The 16145-nt window shown below is 52.4% G+C and carries 14 protein-coding genes; 8 read left to right on the forward strand and 6 right to left on the reverse strand.

The features are described 5' to 3' along the window. The first annotated feature begins 325 nt into the window (after positions 1–325). Positions 326–2509 carry a YccS family putative transporter gene (yccS, locus tag KGB06_RS26145; RefSeq protein ID WP_223520972.1) on the forward strand — a complete coding sequence of 728 codons (2184 nt, stop codon included), beginning with the start codon at positions 326–328 and terminating at the stop codon, positions 2507–2509. Positions 2510–2632: 123 nt separating this feature from the next. On the opposite strand, the gene KGB06_RS26150 is transcribed toward yccS, so the two are convergent. Then, complete coding sequence (locus KGB06_RS26150; RefSeq protein WP_223520974.1) at positions 2633–3370, reverse strand: substrate-binding periplasmic protein; 738 nt, start codon at positions 3368–3370, stop codon at positions 2633–2635. A gap of 258 nt (positions 3371–3628) precedes the next feature. On the opposite strand from KGB06_RS26150, the gene KGB06_RS26155 reads away from it, so the two are divergent. Further along, positions 3629–4081 (forward strand): GNAT family N-acetyltransferase, encoded by a 453-nt coding sequence (locus KGB06_RS26155; protein WP_223520976.1) that lies wholly within the window; start codon positions 3629–3631, stop codon positions 4079–4081. 113 nt (positions 4082–4194) lie between these two features. Here the strand turns inward: KGB06_RS26155 and KGB06_RS26160 are convergent, their stop codons facing one another. The 3 genes from KGB06_RS26160 to KGB06_RS26170 are packed head-to-tail and all read right to left on the reverse strand — an operon-like array spanning position 4195 to position 7177. Further along, positions 4195–4491 carry a helix-turn-helix domain-containing protein gene (locus KGB06_RS26160; RefSeq protein WP_223520978.1) on the reverse strand — a complete coding sequence of 99 codons (297 nt, stop codon included), beginning with the start codon at positions 4489–4491 and terminating at the stop codon, positions 4195–4197. 25 nt (positions 4492–4516) lie between these two features. Beyond that, a complete protein-coding gene (locus KGB06_RS26165; RefSeq protein WP_223520996.1) occupies positions 4517–5008 on the reverse strand; it encodes a M48 family metallopeptidase in 492 nt (163 codons plus the stop codon). A 45-nt stretch (positions 5009–5053) separates the two neighbouring features. Continuing rightward, a complete protein-coding gene (locus KGB06_RS26170; protein WP_223520980.1) occupies positions 5054–7177 on the reverse strand; it encodes a putative bifunctional diguanylate cyclase/phosphodiesterase in 2124 nt (707 codons plus the stop codon). A gap of 322 nt (positions 7178–7499) precedes the next feature. Between KGB06_RS26170 and KGB06_RS26175 the strand changes: the two genes are divergently transcribed. From KGB06_RS26175 to KGB06_RS26200, 6 genes are all read left to right on the forward strand, one after another. Then, entirely contained in the window at positions 7500–8168 is a 669-nt protein-coding gene (locus KGB06_RS26175) for a polysaccharide lyase family 7 protein (RefSeq protein ID WP_223520982.1), read from the forward strand. 661 nt (positions 8169–8829) lie between these two features. Continuing rightward, positions 8830–9123, forward strand: coding sequence for a fructose-bisphosphate aldolase (locus KGB06_RS26180; protein WP_223520984.1), 294 nt, complete (start codon positions 8830–8832; stop codon positions 9121–9123). A 306-nt stretch (positions 9124–9429) separates the two neighbouring features. Beyond that, positions 9430–10566: a hypothetical protein gene (locus tag KGB06_RS26185; RefSeq protein ID WP_223520986.1), complete on the forward strand. Its 1137-nt coding sequence runs from the start codon at positions 9430–9432 to the stop codon at positions 10564–10566. Between the two features lie 100 nt (positions 10567–10666). Next, positions 10667–11800 carry a hypothetical protein gene (locus KGB06_RS26190; RefSeq protein ID WP_223520988.1) on the forward strand — a complete coding sequence of 378 codons (1134 nt, stop codon included), beginning with the start codon at positions 10667–10669 and terminating at the stop codon, positions 11798–11800. Positions 11801–12096: 296 nt separating this feature from the next. Then, positions 12097–13140 carry a hypothetical protein gene (locus KGB06_RS26195; protein WP_223520990.1) on the forward strand — a complete coding sequence of 348 codons (1044 nt, stop codon included), beginning with the start codon at positions 12097–12099 and terminating at the stop codon, positions 13138–13140. A 36-nt stretch (positions 13141–13176) separates the two neighbouring features. After that, a complete protein-coding gene (locus tag KGB06_RS26200; protein WP_223520991.1) occupies positions 13177–14148 on the forward strand; it encodes a hypothetical protein in 972 nt (323 codons plus the stop codon). A 229-nt stretch (positions 14149–14377) separates the two neighbouring features. Here KGB06_RS26200 and KGB06_RS26205 read toward each other — a convergent pair whose 3' ends face one another. Next, complete coding sequence (locus KGB06_RS26205; RefSeq protein ID WP_223520993.1) at positions 14378–15661, reverse strand: type II toxin-antitoxin system HipA family toxin; 1284 nt, start codon at positions 15659–15661, stop codon at positions 14378–14380. Then, on the reverse strand, positions 15654–15932 hold the full coding sequence (locus KGB06_RS26210) for a helix-turn-helix transcriptional regulator (protein ID WP_223520995.1): 279 nt from the start codon (positions 15930–15932) through the stop codon (positions 15654–15656). Before KGB06_RS26210 ends, KGB06_RS26205 begins: the two co-directional genes overlap by 8 nt. Positions 15933–16145 lie beyond the last annotated feature (213 nt).

Raw genomic sequence — 16145 nt, forward strand, 5'->3', positions numbered from 1 at the left:
CGTGAGCTCAACCAATGTTGGCCAGAAGCCAAAGATGGCTTCCTCGAATAGGCCTTATACATAGATGCAACCGGGTAGCAGTGTTTGAAAAGCAGGTAGACAGTGGGGGCGAGTCCATACATAGGAGCGAGCCTGCTCGCGATAGGGCCGGCACATTCAACATCATCGTTGAATGTCAGTCCGCTATCGCGAGCAGGCTCGCTCCTACATTGACCGCGTGTGGTATCAAGGAACAGATTTTGCTGTCAGATGTGATCGGCGCCATTGCGTCGGCGTCATTACTGGCTCAATTTAGCGTCATTGCCTCGGAAGGCCTTCGCACTTCATGTCATCGACTCCTCTCAGTCAGTCTCTGCGTCGCCTCTGGGCGCTGGATAAATTCAGCTACAGCGTGCGGGTGTTCATTGCCCTGACCGGCAGCATGGCGGTCTGTTGGTATCAGGATGAAATGGGGCTACTGATCCCGTTGTTCCTGGGGATCATCGCCAGCGCCCTGGCCGAAACCGACGACAGTTGGCAGGGCCGCCTCAACGCGCTCGCCGTGACGCTGGTGTGTTTCAGCGTCGCCGCCTTCTCCGTCGAACTGCTCTTCCCCTATCCCTATATCTTCATCATCGCCCTGGCCCTGGCCAGTTTTTGCCTGACCATGCTCGGCGCCCTCGGCGAGCGCTATGGCGCCATTGCCTCGGCGACACTGATTCTGTCGGTCTACACGATGATCGGCGTCGACCAGCGCGGCGGCGCCGTCACCGATTTCTGGCATGAACCGGTGCTGCTGGTGGCCGGCGCGGCCTGGTACGGTTTGCTGTCGGTGCTGTGGCAGGCGATGTTTTCCAACCAGCCCGTGCAGCAGAGCCTGGCGCGATTGTTTCGCGAGTTGGGTTACTACCTGAAGCTGAAATCGTCGCTGTTCGAGCCGATCCGGCAGATGGACGTGGAAGCGCGCCGACTGGAACTGGCCCAGCAGAACGGTCGTGTGGTGGCGGCCTTGAACGCCGCCAAGGAAATCATTCTGCACCGGGTCGGCAACGGTCGGCCGGGATCGAAAGTCAGTCGCTACCTGAAACTGTACTTCCTCGCTCAGGACATCCACGAGCGCGCCAGTTCTTCGCATTACCCCTACAACGCACTCGCCGAGGCGTTTTTCCACAGCGACGTATTGTTCCGCTGTCAGCGCCTGCTGCGTCAACAAGGCAAAGCGTGCCGTGCCCTCGCCGAATCGATCCAGATGCGTCAGCCATTCGTCTATGACGCGAGTTTCGCCGAAGCCCTGAGCGACCTGCATGCCTCCATCGAACACTTGCGCATTCAGAGCAACCCGGCCTGGCGCGGGCTGTTGCGTTCACTGCGGGCGCTGGCGGCCAACCTCGCCACACTCGACCATTTGCTCAGCGATGCGAGCAACCCGGAAGCCTTGGCCGATGCCACCGACAGCAGCCTGCTCGACCGTTCGCCGCGCAGTCTCAAAGATGTGTGGGCGCGGTTGCGCACGCAACTGACACCGACGTCGCTGCTGTTCCGCCATGCACTGCGTTTGCCCCTCGCGTTGAGCATCGGCTACGGCATGGTGCATTTGATTCACCCTTCTCAGGGTTACTGGATCATCCTCACCACGTTGTTCGTTTGCCAGCCGAACTACGGCGCCACCCGACGCAAACTCGGTCAACGGATCATCGGCACCGCAATCGGCCTGACAATGGCGTGGGCGCTGTTCGATCTGTTCCCGAATCCCTTGATCCAGTCATGCTTTGCGATTGCCGCCGGCGTGGTGTTCTTTATCAACAGAACCACTCGCTACACCTTGGCCACGGCCGCGATCACCTTGATGGTGCTGTTCTGCTTCAACCAGGTCGGGGACGGTTATGGGCTGTTCCTGCCGCGACTGCTCGATACCTTGCTCGGCAGCCTGATTGCCGGGCTCGCGGTGTTCCTGTTTCTGCCGGACTGGCAGGGCCGACGCCTGAACAAAGTGCTGGCCAACACCCTGACCTGCAACAGCATTTACCTGCGTCAGATCATGCAGCAATACGCCGCCGGCAAAAGTGACGACCTGGCTTATCGCCTGGCTCGACGCAACGCACACAACGCCGACGCGGCGCTGTCGACGACGCTGGCCAACATGCTCATGGAGCCAGGGCATTTCCGGAAGGAAGCGGATGTCGGCTTTCGTTTTCTGGTGCTGTCGCACACGTTGCTCAGCTATTTGTCCGGGTTGGGCGCGCACCGCGAAACCCCGCTACCACCGGATGTGCATGAGCATTTGATTGAGGGTGCCGGCGTGAGCCTCGCGGCCAGCATCGACGAAATCGCCCAAGGTCTGGCGAGCAAACAGCCGATTGCGATTCAGAGTGATGAGGAAGAGGCGCTGGCCAATTCGCTTGAACAGATGCCGGATGAAATCGATGAAGGGCAGCGGCTGGTGCAGACGCAGTTGGCGTTGATTTGTCGGCAACTGGGGCCGTTGCGGACGTTGGCGGCGCATTTGATTAAAGACACTAGCGAAGCCTGAGATATGTATTGCCTGGGCCTGCCTCTTCGCCGGCAAGCCGGTCTCGCTCCCACAGGGGATCTTCGTTGTGTCACAGGTCAGTGTGGGAGCGAGCCTGCTCGCGAAGGGGCCATCAGCCACACCTCACATCCCATGCTGCTTCATCAACCGCGCATAACTGCCATCAGCCTTCATCTCGGCAATCTCGCGGTCAAAACCGGCGACGATCTGTTCATGTTGTGGGTTCTTCAGACTGACCAATATGTGCAGGCTGTTCTCGCTCAACGGATTGGGCAAAAACTCCACGGCATTGCGCACTTTGGATGACTCGCGCGCCAAGTAATAACGGGCGACGTATTCATCCTCCAGCGTTAACTTGACCCGATCCGCCGCCACCATGCGTACCGCCATGGCAAAGCTATGCACCGGGACTTTCTGCAGTGACACGTCGTCATCGAACTCCGGCGAATAGGCATACCCCCGCACGATCGCAATCGGATACGTGTGCAGTTGCTGCAAGTTGTTGTATTCGATGGGAGCGTCTTTGCGTTTCAGAAAGCGCACGCGGTTAAGCAGATACTCACCGGAGAACTGGCCAAGCTGAGTGCGATCAGCGGTGTACCAGGCGTTGACCAACACGTCATAGCGCCCCTCGCCCACTCCCATCAAGGCTCGCGCCCACGGCACCTGTTCGAAATCACTGGCAAAACCGGCCCGGGCCAGCGCGGTACTGACGATGTCCGTCGCCAATCCGCCGTTGACCAGCGTGGCGTCGGTAAAGGGTGGCCAGGCATCGGCGACCAGACGCAGCTTTTCCGCTGCCGCGCCCTGTGTCAGCAACAGCAATACGATCAAAGCAGAAGCTTGATGCAATCGCGGCATGCTAGAAAATCCTTAGCGGGCGGGTTACCCGGCGTGTTTTTTTTCAGCCCAAACTCCAAGACCCATGTACCGGCAGCCAGGTCTCAACATAGCTCTTTGAAGCCAATGCACAGCGCTTCACCGCAGATTACACAAAGATGACAATGCCGCGCGAAATGAATGATGGCACTTTGGCCTTTGTCACAGATTTTCCTGCCTTAAAGACAACTGTCCTCAGGACGCTTAGTATCGGAGCGACGATGTTCAAGGAACGTGAAAATGACAATTGACTGGATCTGCAAACACCACAGCGACCTGGGTAAAGAACAGCTGTACGCCATTCTGCAACTGCGCGCAGAGGTGTTCGTCGTCGAACAGAAATGCGTGTATCAAGACATCGATGGCCAGGATCTGGAAGGTGATACCCGCCATTTGATGGCGTGGGACGAGAATCGGCTGGTGGGTTACCTGCGATTGCTCGATCCACAGACGCAGGGTGGCGATGTGGTGATTGGTCGGGTGATTGTTGCCCCGGCGGCACGTGGCACCGGCCTGGGGCACGAGCTGATGGCGCAGGCGTTGAAGCAGGCGGAGAAGCACTGGCCGGACATGCCGGTTTATCTGTCGGCCCAGGTGCACTTACAGGGGTATTACGGGCGGTACGGGTTTGTCGTGGCGGGTGAGGAATACGTCGAGGATGGTATTCCACACGTCGGGATGCGTCGCCTTTAAGGGCCCCATCGCGGGCAAGCCCGGCTCCCACAGGGATCACCTAAATCCTGTAGGAGCCGGCGGTGCGACGATTCGACTTGCCCGCGATGGCGTCAGCTACACCACCGCAGAATCTAGGGATACTCCAACACTTCTTTTATCTGCAGCAAATTACGCTCGATCCACCCCCGATCAATCGCCCCCCACTCACGAATCCGATAGCGCCCCGCATGATTGCGCGCGCCCTCTTCCTGCTCGAACTCGCAAACAATGTCCAGATCCGCCAACGCCGCAATCGTGTCCTGCGCCGTGCGCCGGGGCATGCCGGTCACGTCGGTCAAGGCCGGGACACTGCTGGCCAGCCCACTGTCGATCAGGTACGCCACGTACAACCGGCGATAGAAACTGCTCTTGGTCTTGCTGACTTCCATTCAAAGACTCCCGGCTATTGATCTGTTATTGCATGTCCCGCCAAGTCAGGTACACCCGCAGGTCAAACTCCACCTGGTGATAGCCCGGCAGCATGTGTTCGCAGAGTTTGTAGAACGCCTTGTTGTGATCGGACTCTTTGAAGTGTGCCAGTTCATGCACCACGATCATTTTCAGAAACTCCGAAGGCGCTTCCTTGAACAGCGAGGCCACACGAATTTCTTTCTTGGCCTTGAGCTTGCCGCCCTGCACCCGCGAGATGGTTGTGTGCAAGCCTAGCGCGCGATGAGTGAGGTCCAGACGGTTATCGAACAGCACTTTGTCGATGGCCGGGGCATTACGCAGGTATTCCTGCTTGAGGTCCAGCGCATAGGTGTACAGCGCCTTGTCGCTCTGTACGCCGTGCTTTTCCGGGTAGCGCTTGCTCAGGTAGTCGCCCAGCCGATCTTCGGCGATCAGCTGGCGAACCTGGTCCTGCAACGCAGCGGGATAGGCCTGGAGGTATTTCAACGCGGTCATTGGGGCGGCAACACGAATCACGAAAAGGTCGCCAGTGTAGCGAATTCAACTGTTCAGTGCGCTCCAGTCGAACAGTTGCACAAAGTCGCCGACGTCCTCGGCCATCATCGGCCGCGCCACCAGAAAACCTTGCATGTACTCACAGCCATTCGCTTGCAGCCATTGATACTGAGCAATGGTTTCCACCCCTTCGGCGATCACCCGCATTCCATATTCCTTGCACAGGTCAATTACATTGCGCACCAGCGCTGCATCCCGCGAGGAATCGGGCAGGCGGGCGATCAAGTGCCGGTCGAATTTGAGTGTGTCCAGTTCCAGGTCGCGCAGATGTGACAGGGAGCAAGGCCCGGAACCGAAGTCATCCAAGGCCACCCGCACCCCGAGATTGCGCAGCAAACGCAGGGTCTTTCGGGTTTCTTCGGGGTTTTGCATCAGCGCTTCTTCCGTCACCTCGACTTCCAGATGACGCGGCTCCAGGCCATGGCGCCCCAGCACCTGGCGCAATTCGGTGACCAGGTTGGGCATGCCGAACTGAGTGCTGCTCAAACTGACACCGAGCACCAGATCCTCGGCAAACAAGGTTTCCCAGGCCTTTCGCTGCCCAATCGCTCGATGGTAAATCCAGCTGCCCAGCCGACTGATCAGCCGCGCCTCTTCCAGCAATGGCAAAAACAGCCCCGGCGGGACATCGCCGACGCTCGGGTGCTGCCAACGCAGCAATGCCTCGAACCCGCGGATCTGCCCATTGGCGATGGACACTTGAGGTTGATACACCAAATTGAAATCACGGTTTTCGATGGCCGTGCGTACACTTTCTTCGAGCATCAGCCGCGAACGCGCCCGGCCGTTCATCTCGTGATCGTAGAAACGATACTGCTGACGGCCCGCACGCTTGGCTTCGTACATGGCAATGTCCGAGGCCCGCAACAAACCGTCGAGGTTGGCCCCGCAATCCGGAAACGTCGCAATCCCGATGCTGGCGCCCAAGGTGATTTCCAGGCCATCAATCTGCTGACAAATCGATACCCGCTCGATGAGCTTTTCCGCAATCTTTGCCGCCTGCTCGGGAAACTCCAGGTCCAGCAGCGCCGTAAACTCATCGCCGCCCATGCGCGCCAGAATGTCGAAGGGACGCAAACAGGCCTTCAACTGTTCGGACACCCAACGCAGCACGCGGTCCCCGGCATCGTGGCCGAGGGAATCATTGACCCGTTTGAAGCCGTCGAGGTCCAGGTACAGCAGCACCCAGGCACCGTCCGAGCGTTCGCCGCGCAGCAGCAGATTTTCAACGGTCTGGTAGAACCCCCTGCGATTGAGCAGGCCAGTCAACGGGTCGGTAACAGCCTGGAACTCCAGTTGCTGGTGCAGGTGACGCACCACCGACATGTCCAGCACCGTCACCACCATGGCGTGCTGTTCAGCGGGCAATGGCGCGCACGACAGCGCCACCGGCACCTGCTGGCCGGGGGCGGTTCGCAGCAGCGCGTCATGCAGGCGCAAGGTTTCGCCGCGCTTGTAACCGCTATAAATCTCGGAATCCGCCCAGACCGGGATATGCGGTTTTTGCAGGAAATCCAGAAACTCTTTGCCTTGCAGCTCCTGCACCGTGGCATTGAGCAGCCGCGACACGGCCGGGTTGGCAAAACGGATCACCCCGTCCTCACTCACCACCAGAATGCCTTCAGCCGCGTTCTCCAACACCGAGGCATTAAACGCGCGAGCGACCTCCAGGTCGTGGCTCAGGCGCTGCAACTCACGGCGATTACGCTGATGCTCCAGCAGGGCTTGCACTTTGGGCTTGAGAATTTGCGGGTCGAACGGCTTGAACAGGTAATCCACCGCGCCGCTGGCGTAACCCTTGATCACAGCGTCCTGGGACTGTTCGTTGGCCGTCAGGAAAATGATCGGCGTGAGGCGCGTTCGCTGGCTACCGCGCATCAGGCGTGCGACTTCAAAACCGTCCATGCCCGGCATTTGCACATCGAGCAATACCAGGTCGACATCGTGTTTGAGCAATAGGCCGAGCGCTTCAAAGCCGGAGGCGGCGGTCATGACCTGCCAGTCCTGGCGCTGGAGCAACGCGCGCATGCTAATCAGGTTTTCAGGGTAGTCATCGACGATTAAAAGGATCGAGCTGCCTTCGGTTGGCGTGGGTTGCGCGCATTCCATGCTGCTTCTCTTGTTCGAGGGCGTCAGGTCGGTTTCTCGTGAAAACCGGACAAATACTGTGTCCTCACTCTAGACCGCGATCTGCAAAAGCAGAAGCTATCAAAGCGCCATCATTTAACCAACGCGTTAATTTGCCGACTAACGGTCGGTCCTGCAAGCCCCGGAAACCGGGCGAGATGGCATTTAGACAGGATGTTGACGTCAAACATTTGCCATTCAGGCATTAACAAAGTGGCCTTCTACGCTTATAAAGACCGCCCTCCAAGACGCGTACTAGAGCTTCTGGCACGTGCGTGCAGTAAAATTTGTGGAAGCTTTGTCTATGATCGATCTCGCAACCTGGAACCTCAGCGTTCCTGTTGGCAATCCGCCGTACACCGTTGAAACCTCCAAACTGGTGGATGGCTTCAAGGACCAATACTTCCATTCCGACACCGGCACTTTGTTCTTCTGGACACCGGTAACGGGTTCGCGCACCGCAAATGCCATCTACCCTCGTACCGAACTTCGCGAAACCTACACCAATGGCACCCTGAAAAACTGGTACCACCCGGACGCCGACAATTTCCTTCGCGCGACCCTGGCGGTGAATCAGGTGCCCAGCTCGGGCAAGATCGTCATCGGCCAGATCCATGCCTATGAAAGCCAGAAGCCCTTGGTGAAGGTTGAATATCAGTACAAGACCACGACCTCCACCGGTAACATCGTCGCCAAAGTGCGCATGCATCCGGATGATGATGAAGGCCGGGTGATCACCATTGCGACGGGCGTGAAGCTGGACCAGGAGTTTTCCTACCTCATCCACCTCAGCCCCGGCGGCGCATTGGGCATCAGCGCGGCAGGGTGTCAGTGGGATACCGAGATTAGCGCGACCTGGCGTGATAAACCGCTGTACTTCAAGGCCGGGGTTTATGTGCAGGACAACACCGGGTACACCAGCGAGGGGGGGATGGTGACATTCAGCAAGCTGGATATTGATCACGACAAGTAATCACCCACCCCCGGGACGCTCCGCGTCCCCTCAAAACACCTCATCCCCTGTAGCAGCTGTCGAGCAGCGCGAGGCTGCGTCCGAGGACGAAGTCCTCGCAATCCCGGTAAACCCGGCCCGCCTGAATGAATATGTAGCCTGATTGACGACTGCTGCGCAGCCGAACGCAGCCTCGCAGGCTCGACAGCTGCTACAGCGTCCGAAAAACACGTAGGACGCCTCCGACTGTGGCGAGGGAGCTTGCTCCCGCTGGGCGGCGAAGCAGCCCCAAACCCTGCCGCCAATTTCTTCAGACACGCCATATCGCCCGGTTTTATTGCGGCTACACAGAAAACCAAGACCAAGCTGCCTACCCAAGAGGCCAGACAGGCGTCCTACAGCCCGGTTGCGGCTACCCAAATCGCTGCCTAGAGTTGGCCTGTCGCCGACATCGTTGGCGACAGGGTTTCGCAGCCCTAACGATACGTGTAGTACCCTAGCGCCTCGAAAAAAGTGGGCGCGTTAGCACTCGCCCTCCTTTTTATGGTGGCTGTGTGTGGGAGACCTTCGGGTCTGCCGGGTTCCCGTATCCCTGGTCTGCGAACCCGCACATAGCTACCACCCCATTCGTTTCGCAGCGAACGGCAGTAGCTCTTCATTCAGATACGAGGAAGATTTACTTATGACAATGAACAGCCCGCCGCGCCGCTTCATCCCCATGTCCCAATTCGCCACCGACCACCCCGTCCTGCTCATCGACAGCGACGCCCCGCTACGCGAACTTCACAACTGCCTCAGCGAACGCCTCAACGCCGTCCTCAAATACCTGAACCTGATGGCCTGCACCAGCCTCCCCGACTACGCCGATAACGACATCAACACCGTCACCAACATCGCCCGGATCATGGTCCAGGATGTTGCCGATGTGTTTGGGGTAATTGAACAGCGTGGGTTTGATAAGCCAGCAAATAGCTGAGTATTCGGCTATCAAACAAAAGGGGGACGATTAAATAAATCTCCCCCTTTCGAATAATTTTTAACTTTCCAGCCATATCAGCTATTTAGCTGCTAAATAAGTGCTATTCAGCCCCCCCTTTTTTCTTGCTAACAATAGCTTTCCTCTTTTAGCGCAGCTACTGAGCCCATTCTATTGCAAAACGCTATAAACAGAAACCAGCCATAACCAAACAGCATAAAAAACTGGTATTTCTAACAGTTTCGCCTTAGCTCACCCCCTGATTAACTACCGTTCAACACTAATAAAACTCTTTGAGTAAAAAATATGACAGTTTTAACCGTCTACTTCTGCGGCACTGGCTCCACCAAATTTGATGACACCAATGCAAGCTACTGGAACGGCGAGCTTATCTCTACGCTTGCTCAAAACAACTTGGGTAAGGAGTTTGCCGAGTGGATCGTCATTAACGGCCCGGGAAGTGGAAACCTGCAAGATGACGATCTATTTACAAAACCGGGCGGTCATTATAATTGGAATGGGACATTATTTGGTGCGGGCTGGGAGGAAAATGTAAAACATGCTACCCATATTATGAAGGGGAAATTCGACTGGCAGCGAGAAACATTAACCCAGGAAAATTACCAACAACTTCAAAATGCCGGCGTCCCAATAAACGAAGTCACAAGCGAAGGTGGCTGGTTTTGGCGAAAGTACGACTACGGCAATCGCCACCTCACACAGCAACAACTGCAAGAACAAATTATTAAAACATTCCGCAGAGACGGAGTCATTCCTACCCAAGTCAATATTGTTGGCTGGAGTCGTGGCGGAATCAGTTGTCACATGCTAGCCAATTACATGCTTAACGATAGTGAACTACGGGATATACCTGTAAACATATTTGCCATCGACCCCGTTCCGGGACTCCTATATTCAAAAGATAAAAAAGTAGAAATCGGGAGCAACGTCAAAGAGTATGTAGCCTTTTATGCCAGGGACGAACGATCCAGGGGATTTGACTGCGTCGTTCCGAAAACTTATGCACACACCAAGACCTACATTTATCCAATGGCCGGGCGCCATGCGACGTTGGTAGGCAATGCATCAGCTAACGGTGCACACGGAGCTAAAGTACTCCCGGAACCAGGTGAAATAATCCGTCATTACGCTGAGACTTGTTTAAGCCGATGGGGTGTTTCTACGCAAAAAATGCTCAATCTTACTATCGAGGAACTGGATGAAAAATTAACAAAAATAAAAACCGATTTTGGAAAATATACCCTCATGCGTAGCACAACTTATCCTACTGGCAGTACCGAAACTTCGGGCGAACGCACCATATCATCAGGTAGCGAAACTACCAATTTTACATCAATGAGCGGCGATCGATTCACACCGAAAAAGGGACTTTCCGTTGGACATATCTTGACCAGTGAATATTTTAGCGACATCGATTATTAAGTAACAAGTTATTAACAGAACAACATTGCAAAATTATTTATTCAGGCACAAGAAATCCAGGATAGCTCCCCTATCAGTAGCCGAGAGAAGGAACTTTATAATGTCCGATCAACCAGTAAATCTCATCACTCCCGCCCCCATCCTTACCCCCGACGAGATTGCGTTAATTAAAACATACGTCAGGCGGTCGAGTGGACTCAGCACAAACCTTGATCAAATGAATGACTTCTGGGGAAATGAGACAACCCCTATAAACTATGAAGAAACTACCGCTATTTACAGCAACGGTATAGTCAGCTTTATCAAAATCGTTGTGAAGCACGCAAATGAGTGGCCGATTATAGAAACCGACTTAAAAAGTTATTGTTCAACAGCGTCACAAAACTACCAAACATTCAAGACACAGGTCGTTTCAATAGTGAACACGATCGAAAACCTCTCAGGTTACATTGACTACTCCCGCACTCTTCAACAAATCGATGCATCATCGGGAAATCCGCCTTCATCTGATTGCCCTTTATGCAATGAAGATCTTGCCAAGCTTTCAGATATCAAGCTCAACATCAACAGCACAAAAGCCTCCATCGAAAAACTGGAAAAAGATAGTAAAGACATTGGTACAAGCATCATGTCATTTAAAACACAACTAATGAACATTGTTCAAACAGGTACTGATAGCTTTGTAAATTTGGATACAGTTACAGAGATGGCCGAAAAATTGAATTTCATACCGATGGAACAATACCAACGAGTATTTTTCAACACCTATATGAGCGTTATACGTGGCCACGTGTTAAAGGTGATAAAGGAGGCTGCCGGTCAGCCTGTAGATGACATTGAAGTTGCCGTGGCCGCACAGCTGCACCCTAATCATGTAAAAGAGTACAACGACTCACTTAACGACTTGCCCGATGACAGCAAAGCTCAAGTAACTGCATTAATAACACAAACAAAAAAAGGACAAGTCTTGTTCCGACAGTTGGAAAGTATGCATGACTGGCTGAAGTTGTTTGACAAGCCATTGACCGATGCCAATAAAGGTGTCGGACAAGTCCGGACTCTATGGACGAATACAGCTGTAGAACTGGACCGTATTAATGCCAGGGTTACTCAAGTGATGCAATACTCAGATCTGCAAAGTGTTGTGAAGTCTCTGAAGTCAGCACTGGCGGTTTGGCAAGAAACCGATAAAAACCTACAAACATTAAATGAATTGCTAGGGAGAGCTTACTAATAGATCTCTCCAGCACTGCTTTATAGAATACTGCACTATTAACACCAACATGAACCTTAACTGCAGCATATAAAAAACCACGACCCGTAACTGGTGTTTTTCGTCGACATCAACGGTCGAGTTAATTTTGCGATTCGACCTATTTTGCATAGATATTTATGCGATGGAGTCCAGCCAAGCCGATAAAACTTCGTGCTTATATAACGCGAATATATACAAAGGACAAAACCCATACAAACCTTTGCCCATTCACCTATGAAACATTCAAAACGCCAACCAACTAAAGGAAACTTGTCATGACATACAGCGATAACTACCCTATTCCCGTGGCAACCGAAAATGATGTACGTGTCATTGAACGCTATGCCAGGGAGGGCAAGGTCCTTCCTACAACAGAGACCGGAGTGCAAGCCAAGTATAAGGACGCAAAGCCAGAATGGCTAAAAGACATAACAGCAAATTTTTCCATAATCAACACACATGCTAATTCATGGGAAGGTGCTCAAGCAAACATGATTGAGGTTGCGGCTCTGCTCGTGGGCTTTGCAAAAGACCTTTGCGAATACGGGGACGAAGCCGTCAACATTATTAAAGACATGGACGGCTATAAGACCCACAAAATTTCAGAGTTGACACCTGACCAGCTTGATCAATTTCCTAGTATATCTCTGGATGAAGACACTCAAGAAAAAATTCCCGGACTAGATAAAACAGTGACTTATATCAAAAAATCCATTGCAGAGAAGCGAGGCCGTAGCGCCACAGTTCTAAACGAACTCAGAACTTTTCAAAGAACGATCAACGAAACAATTAAACCCTGGGTCGGTTCAATGATAAACATCTCAAATCCTGATTCCTTGGACACAGAAATTTCAAATTTAACCACCCAACTCATAAAACTCAAAGAGGATAAAGCAGCTGCTGCCGGAGTCAAAAAAAACACACCCGATGATAATACAACATATAAACCCACCAAGTTGTACGATTGGGTCCACGGTATTAAAGGTATTTCAAATGACCCTACAGTGAAGGCGTTGGAGAAACAGATAGAAGAAAGTATCGAACTGCTCAGCAAGGACAAAAAGCTTAAGGGTTTTCTTCAAGTTCTCCATATCAGCATGGTTTCGCTATATGACGTAGTCACGCCGGCCATCACCGCCGTCATTCAACTTCAAAGTCATTGGACAGCAACCGAAAAACTCATTGCCCACTCGTCAACTCAATTCTCGAGCTACAAACTGTTAGGCCAATTTGTTAACAAAATGGAGGTGATGCTTAGCGACTGGCGTACCGTTGAGCAAAACTCTACGACGTTACAAGAAGCATTTAGAATCCAATAATAGGTTTCTTCCCCACACCCGCTGGAGAATTCAAACATGGGCATCGTCAACCTTGTACAACCGAACTTTTTGGCGGCAAAAGACTGCCGAAACTATATTAGCTACTATGCAAACATAAAACTTATCAACATTGCGAACACAACATTAAATAGTGACCTCCAAGCCGTTGCACAATATCAGACAGGTCTCGATCAGGTCGTCAATGACGTGGCACTCAGCAGCATTGATTTAATGAAATCGGATGACATCCAAAATGTACTGAATGATTATGATTTGGCGCCAGAATACAAAAACGATCTTAAAGTCATTGTTGAGCAGCGAAAAAAAGATTTTCTTGAGTTACGCAATACTCTTCAGAAGAAAATATTTAACCTTGAAACAATGAGCTACACAAGCAACCAATATAGATCTGACGAACTAAGACAGACACTTAATAACCTACGAGAGATTGCTACAAAAGAAAAAAATGTAAACCACTACAATGAAATTTTAATGCAAAAGTATGAACTTGACGTATCAATTGACGCAATTCAAAGGCAGAGCACTATAGATAAGCTAACACCAATATTCAACCAAGTTATCGAAACAGGAAAGGACATCCTGAACTATCCAGCTGAATTCAAAAAGAAGTTAATCGGGCATGGCTTAGATGTTACAAAAAGCATGCTCGGCGTGCTAAAAGAACAAATCAACCTTGAAGATATGGTAAAAGCTCGTAGCAACATCATCGGCTATCTTAATGAAAGAGAACTACGCAGCAATGATATTGATCGCCAAATTAAAGCCTGCGTTAATGAAATTAACGATATAAAAGAATACGAATCGATCCCAACCATAAAAAAAGAATACCTTGACGAGGCCAACAAAGTACTCGCTTCTTTTGACTCATTCAGTACTGCTGCCTTTTCAAATAAAGACCCAAAGGAAACTGCAAGCAGTTTCTTAACGCACGCCCCCGCATTTCTTACATATACAGATACTCTCTTTCGGACGTGGCTCCGCAGTTAAAACAGAGGTGGGGCGATCATATTGGTCGCCCTTTACCCATATAGTGTTACCACCTTCCTATCAGTGCAGGCGTAGCTTGAATACAGCCCAAAATCCTCGTTTCTGCGGTTCTATATGCGACTAGCTACTTAAGGCTTCGTAACCTTATCGTTAAACTCACCTTTCAAATACCGTTGATACATCGCTTCCACCGAGATCGGCTTGATCTAACATCGCCAGCCAGCGCCAATCAGGTGTCCCGCTTATTTACGCCCATTAAGACACGCTTGCGCCGCAGCCCCGGAGTTATCGAATCATTAAGCGCCATCAGCCGCCCCGCATCCCATTCAGTCTGCATACCCGAAAAGAGTTCCGCGTCTATATGGCGTTGATTAGCCGCGAGCGCCCCAGTCATCGCCTCGGCAATCCTCTCGATGATTAACGCCGGCCTATCCACAGCACAGTGCTTACGACCAAATTCGATCAACTGCTGACGGTCTGGATAGGTTTTCACCTTGTTCATCTTGATGGCCAAGGTGCGATCAACCAATGAACGGCCAGATTTTGGGTTGTAGTTCTCGTAGACCGTGGTGGTTGTCACGTCAAAAACAGGTGCCAATCGCACCGTATCCAGCGCATCAGGATGGGTGTAAATAACGCCAAAATTCTTCAGATGCGCATCACCGTTGCGAACCATGACGGAAAGACAAACCGAGGAAAAAAACCGTTCTAGCTCACGAATCGGATCACCATACCGGCACACCTGACCTATTACCGCCGCCAGCGTTTCGTAACTCTGTGAATACTTGTAGTTGTCGTGAGGGTCCTTGTTGAGACTGAGCAGTACAGCCATGTCTTCAAAACCAAGGCGACCAGAAGATTTCAGGTCGAATCGCTCCATCACGAACAGATCACCGTTTTCAGAAAGCCAGAATGGCGGAGTTTCGAGCCCTGCGAGACGAGCAGCTTCCAGGCAGAGAAACTCGTTTTGAGCGAGGTGCGCATACTCGTCTGCTCCCGACTTAACAATCAGGTCGGAGCTGAGCATGGTTTTTCGAGTGCCGGTGAGCTTATCCAGATCGGGCACCAACACCTTGGGCTGCACCCCCGAAATGCCCGACTCGAAGTAGGTGTCTACAAGGAAGTCGAAGACACCTTGCGAGGCGTCCGCCGACAGAATTTCCTGTAGCCCGACCTGAGCACGAACGGACACGGGGGCGTCAGCAGGATTTTGATAACTGAGACGCCCGATCTGATTTCCCCCGATGACCGACAACAGGCGCATTTCATCCACCTGCATATGCTTGGCCATCCGGCGCTTGATCTGATCCGCCAGAAACCCTTCTGGCACATTCATATCGAATATTGGATGTAGCACGTTGCTGACCGAGGGCGTCGGGTCATAGGGCATGACCAGTGAGACTTCACGCGCCGCCTCGGCAGACGCGTAAGCAAATGAGAACTGCGAACCTTTGGAAAGCCCGCCCGACAGCCCTTGTGGTGTCATAACGTCGAGAAGTTTGACTTTACTCATCGTGCTCTACCAAATCAGAGAGAGATTTGAGGTCGATTCGTTTATCGACGATTTCGAGCGCCATCCCCAGCGCCGAGATGACCCTGAACAAGGTGTAAACCGCCACGTTTTCACCGGCTTCCAAGTCAATAATCGTTTTGCGATTGCACTTGGCTTTATCCGCCAGCTGCTGCTGGCTATAGCCTTTAGCGCGGCGCAGCAGTCGTATTCTGTCGCCAAGCGCTGGGGGATTCAGAATGAGCACGATGTTACCTATATAGGACTTTTTCAATTATACTGCTGATTATGTCCGCTATATCGGACATTACAAGCACATTGCGTCAGGAAGAAATCCAGGCATTAAAAAACCCGCCTCTCCAGACTGTGTGAAAACCTAGCAATCTGCCTGGCGATCAAAGAAAATGCTCCGCATCGAAAGATACGGAGCATTTTTCGTTATGGCCTACATCCAGGGACAGTCCCGTACCCAGACCAGTTTGTTCCC

The organism is Pseudomonas sp. GL-B-19 (genome assembly GCF_019956415.1).
GTDB lineage: Bacteria > Pseudomonadota > Gammaproteobacteria > Pseudomonadales > Pseudomonadaceae > Aquipseudomonas.

Bases quoted from the DNA above. Each gene is read 5' to 3' on its own strand.
- yccS (WP_223520972.1), top strand. From the start codon at position 326: ATGTCATCGACTCCTCTCAGTCAGTCTCTGCGTCGCCTCTGGGCGCTG.
- KGB06_RS26150 (WP_223520974.1), bottom strand. From the start codon at position 3,370: ATGCCGCGATTGCATCAAGCTTCTGCTTTGATCGTATTGCTGTTGCTG.
- KGB06_RS26155 (WP_223520976.1), top strand. From the start codon at position 3,629: ATGACAATTGACTGGATCTGCAAACACCACAGCGACCTGGGTAAAGAA.
- KGB06_RS26160 (WP_223520978.1), bottom strand. From the start codon at position 4,491: ATGGAAGTCAGCAAGACCAAGAGCAGTTTCTATCGCCGGTTGTACGTG.
- KGB06_RS26165 (WP_223520996.1), bottom strand. From the start codon at position 5,008: ATGACCGCGTTGAAATACCTCCAGGCCTATCCCGCTGCGTTGCAGGAC.
- KGB06_RS26170 (WP_223520980.1), bottom strand. From the start codon at position 7,177: ATGGAATGCGCGCAACCCACGCCAACCGAAGGCAGCTCGATCCTTTTA.
- KGB06_RS26175 (WP_223520982.1), top strand. From the start codon at position 7,500: ATGATCGATCTCGCAACCTGGAACCTCAGCGTTCCTGTTGGCAATCCG.
- KGB06_RS26180 (WP_223520984.1), top strand. From the start codon at position 8,830: ATGACAATGAACAGCCCGCCGCGCCGCTTCATCCCCATGTCCCAATTC.
- KGB06_RS26185 (WP_223520986.1), top strand. From the start codon at position 9,430: ATGACAGTTTTAACCGTCTACTTCTGCGGCACTGGCTCCACCAAATTT.
- KGB06_RS26190 (WP_223520988.1), top strand. From the start codon at position 10,667: ATGTCCGATCAACCAGTAAATCTCATCACTCCCGCCCCCATCCTTACC.
- KGB06_RS26195 (WP_223520990.1), top strand. From the start codon at position 12,097: ATGACATACAGCGATAACTACCCTATTCCCGTGGCAACCGAAAATGAT.
- KGB06_RS26200 (WP_223520991.1), top strand. From the start codon at position 13,177: ATGGGCATCGTCAACCTTGTACAACCGAACTTTTTGGCGGCAAAAGAC.
- KGB06_RS26205 (WP_223520993.1), bottom strand. From the start codon at position 15,661: ATGAGTAAAGTCAAACTTCTCGACGTTATGACACCACAAGGGCTGTCG.